The 3,208-nt window shown below is 65.0% G+C and carries 3 protein-coding genes and 1 pseudogene; 1 reads left to right on the forward strand and 3 read right to left on the reverse strand.

Annotation, left to right across the window (positions count from 1 at the left end):
* Positions 1-354: 354 nt before the first annotated feature.
* From ACP5M5_RS13560 to ACP5M5_RS13570, 3 genes are read right to left on the reverse strand one after another with little or no spacing between them, the layout of a single operon-like run.
* The gene (locus ACP5M5_RS13560) at positions 355-759 is read right to left on the reverse strand and encodes a TadE/TadG family type IV pilus assembly protein (protein ID WP_162800536.1); all 405 of its coding nucleotides are present in this window, start codon (positions 757-759) and stop codon (positions 355-357) included.
* Between the two features lie 14 nt (positions 760-773).
* The gene (locus tag ACP5M5_RS13565; protein WP_427938205.1) at positions 774-1,253 is read right to left on the reverse strand and encodes a TadE/TadG family type IV pilus assembly protein; all 480 of its coding nucleotides are present in this window, start codon (positions 1,251-1,253) and stop codon (positions 774-776) included.
* Entirely contained in the window at positions 1,250-2,578 is a 1,329-nt protein-coding gene (locus ACP5M5_RS13570; RefSeq protein ID WP_427938207.1) for a pilus assembly protein TadG-related protein, read from the reverse strand. The genes ACP5M5_RS13565 and ACP5M5_RS13570 overlap by 4 nt, the downstream gene beginning before the upstream one ends.
* A 339-nt stretch (positions 2,579-2,917) precedes the next feature.
* Between ACP5M5_RS13570 and ACP5M5_RS13575 the strand changes: the two are divergent.
* Positions 2,918-3,106, forward strand: a pseudogene (locus tag ACP5M5_RS13575) (IS5/IS1182 family transposase); the annotation flags it as partial.
* Positions 3,107-3,208: the final 102 nt, after the last annotated feature.

Here is a 3,208-nt window from a genome sequence, read left to right on the forward strand (position 1 = left end):
CGATCAGCCCATATTCCAGTGCCGTCACCGCGCGCCGGTCGGTTTTCAGCGCCAGCCAGGTTTTGAGATAGGAAATCATTGTTCACTCCTCCGGTGTTTGATGCGCGATCTCTCGCGCGGAAAGCGCAACACGCGGACCTTTTGCCCGGCAGGCCAATCCCCCTCCAATCGGGCATTGCGCGCCGAGGTCACTCAACCATGAGGAGGGTTTGCAAAGCGTTAACGTCTGGGATTATTTTTGCGACTGTTATGGCGGAGGCGGCCAAAACCCATGTCGAAACCAAGCAAGAGCCTCCTGTCCGGGCTCAAGATAATTCTACTTTTAGTTGATATTTCAGTGCTTCCGAGGCCAATTCAGTTCTGGATCGTATAGCTCGCTTGCGCGCTCAGGGTCAGCGCTGGAATTGCCTCGAGAAGGCTCGCCGGCAGGAAGCCATAGGTTGCACTGACGGTGACCACGCTGCCCGGCGTGTTGTCCGGGGTGAAAGTCACGCTGACCGCCGCCCCGCCCGCGCCGGCACCGAGAAACGGCGCGGCAGCGGCATAAAACTGACCCGAGATGTCTGCCCCCGAGGCGGGCAGCACCGACTGGCTGCCATGCACCACGGCGAACCGCGCCGCCCGCTCGACGCCGAGCGAGAGCGCGTATTGATCGGCGAACAGCCGCCCGAATTCGACCGTCGCCAGCAGCAGCATCAGGACCGGGATGGCGGTCAGGGCGAATTCCAGCGCCGCGACCCCGCGCCGATCGCGCCACAATGACCTGCGCCCCCTCACTGGATTCGTACCGTGCCGCCGGAAGACAGCGCGACCGCCGCCGGCAACGCCGGGAGCGGCACCGGCAGTGTCACCTGGGCGGAAAGCGAGAGGGAAAGATAGCTCGCCATCTGGCCGCTGGCGCAGGTGCCGCCGCAATTCGCCGGGGTCGAAGTCTCCTGCCCGCTGGCGACGGTAAGGCAGACGCAGGCCAGGCTCGGCGTGGTCATGACCAGGCTCGGCGGCGCGGTGCCATAGGCTTCTGTCGCCAGCGCCTGCAACGCGGCGGGGCTGGCGGCGGCGGTATTGCCCCAGGCGGCGAGAACTGCCGCCTGCGTCGCCTGATCAAGCCGCGCCTGCGTTGCGAACACCACGCCGAGATCGGCGGCGCCGAGGCAGAGCGGCACCAGCACCAGCGTGATCGCGAGCGCCGATTCGACGGCGACGGCGCCGCGCCGGGCGCCGGCCAGGGCGCGACAGGCGGAAAAAAATCTCATTGCAGCAGCACCACCCGGGTTTGCGCGCTAGCATTGGCGGTGGTGCCGCCGGCGCAGATCACGGCACTCCCTTGCACCTCGATACTCTGGGCGATGACGTTGAGCCCGGCGCCTGGGGCGGGGGACACGCTCGGGCATTGCCCCTCGCCGAGCGGGGTCGGGCTGCCGGGATAGGTGAGATGAGCGTTGTTGGTCACCTGCAGCTGGGCGTAGGGGGTATAGATCGTGCCGGCCAAAGTGAGGCCGGAATTGCCGACGATGGTATTGACCGGCGGCGTGCCATTGGCGCCGGCGTCCTGATAGAACAGCACCCCGGCATAGGGCCCGCTGGTCGGCGCCGACATCTCCCAACTCGTGTTGGTATAATTCTCGAAATCGATGGCGCCGGGGGTGCTGCCGCCGAGATAGAAGGTGACGCCGGCGGCGGTTCCGATGGTGGAGCCCTCGCTGATGGTAAAATTGCCGTCGGTGATGACATAGACCCCGGGCGCGAAATTCACCGTCGAGGCGTTGCCGATCTGCAGGCCGCCACAATAGGTGCCGGGTTGCAGGGTCCAGGTGCCATGCCCGCTCGGCGCCTGCTGGCAGGAGCCGGTGGCGGGCGGCGGGGTCAGATTGGCGAGCGGATTGACCTCCACCGGCGCGCCCGAGGAAGCCGCCGGCGAGACCTGGGTGTTGCCGTTCCAGGTGTTGATGCAGGCGGTGCCGGCGGCGGCGACGCTTTTCGCTGTGACCGTGCCGTTGCGGACATAGATCGAATCATAGGATGGCGCGCCCGGGCCATTGCAGGCGATATTGGTCGCGGAATTGGAAAACACGCTGCAACCGGTCGCGATGATGCTGCCGTTATTCTCGACGTCGATGCCGGTTTGCGGCGTCGTGCCGACGGCGAGCACGCAGGCGGTGCCGCCGGCGAGCCCGGCGGTCGCGCTCGCCGCGAGCATCACCGGCGCGCTCGAAAATAGATTGGTGAAAAACCGATCCGACTGGCTGGAGAGGGTCACGGTGACGCTGGTGCCGGCGATCACGCTGACCGCGGGCGGACCGGCGAGGGTTCCGATCAGATGGCCGCCGCTGATCCCCTGGATTTCGGTGCTCGCCGCGGTCACGAAATCCGCCGCCTGGGCGGAAGCGTTTTGCAGGAGATAGGCGGCGCCCATGGCCCCGGCATCGGCCGCCATCTGCAGCCTCGCGCTCTCGCGATACCAAAGCCCGACATCGACCGCGAGCCCAGCCGCACCAATGAGTACCGGGAGCGCGAGCCCGACCATGAGCGCAACCGCCCCTCGCCGCGCCCGCCGCCATCCGAGCAGCCACCGGCGCACGCCCGACCTCCCCGCTTTGCCTCGTTCGCCCCGGAGCGCGCATGAGCCCAACATACCCGCCAATCCCCAACCCAGTGATGTGGTCAAAGAGGGAATAGCCCTTGCGGAGAAATCCCGCCGGACGGCCAGTCTCGTGACCACCGGCGAAACTGCGTGCAGAAAATTACCCATGGATGGTAATTTATAATTTAGTGTAAATTATAGGACATATTTTTCGCGGCGAGCAGAGAGTTCCCCGGCCCCACCGTCACGTCAGCCTGGACGATGCCCGCTGAGCGCTTCGATAGTCTGTTTCTTGATCCCTGTGCATTCAGCAGGGCTATAGCGGCCTTTGGGAGACTCCGGAGAAGCCCCGTATATCTGGGCTTTGTTCTGTTGCCACGCCGCTGGGTGGTCGAACGTGCCTTCGCCTGGCTGAACCGCAACCGCCGCTTGGCAAAGGATGTCGGATCGACAATCGGAAGCGCAGTGACTTGGCTCTACATCGTCAGCGTCAAACTGATGTCCCGCCGCCTCGCAACCATCTGAAACTCCATGAACGCAGATAACCAAGATGAATCAAAGCACTATCTACCTACTCGACCCGGGGCGGATGTGGTCGCAAGCTGGCGCGGCTTTGGGCGCGCGGGC

Origin of the sequence: Acidibrevibacterium sp., from assembly GCF_049965395.1 — a bacterium.
In the GTDB taxonomy this organism is placed as follows: domain Bacteria; phylum Pseudomonadota; class Alphaproteobacteria; order Acetobacterales; family Acetobacteraceae; genus Acidibrevibacterium; species Acidibrevibacterium fodinaquatile.

Bases quoted from the DNA above. Each gene is read 5' to 3' on its own strand.
- ACP5M5_RS13565 (WP_427938205.1), bottom strand. From the start codon at position 1,253: ATGAGATTTTTTTCCGCCTGTCGCGCCCTGGCCGGCGCCCGGCGCGGC.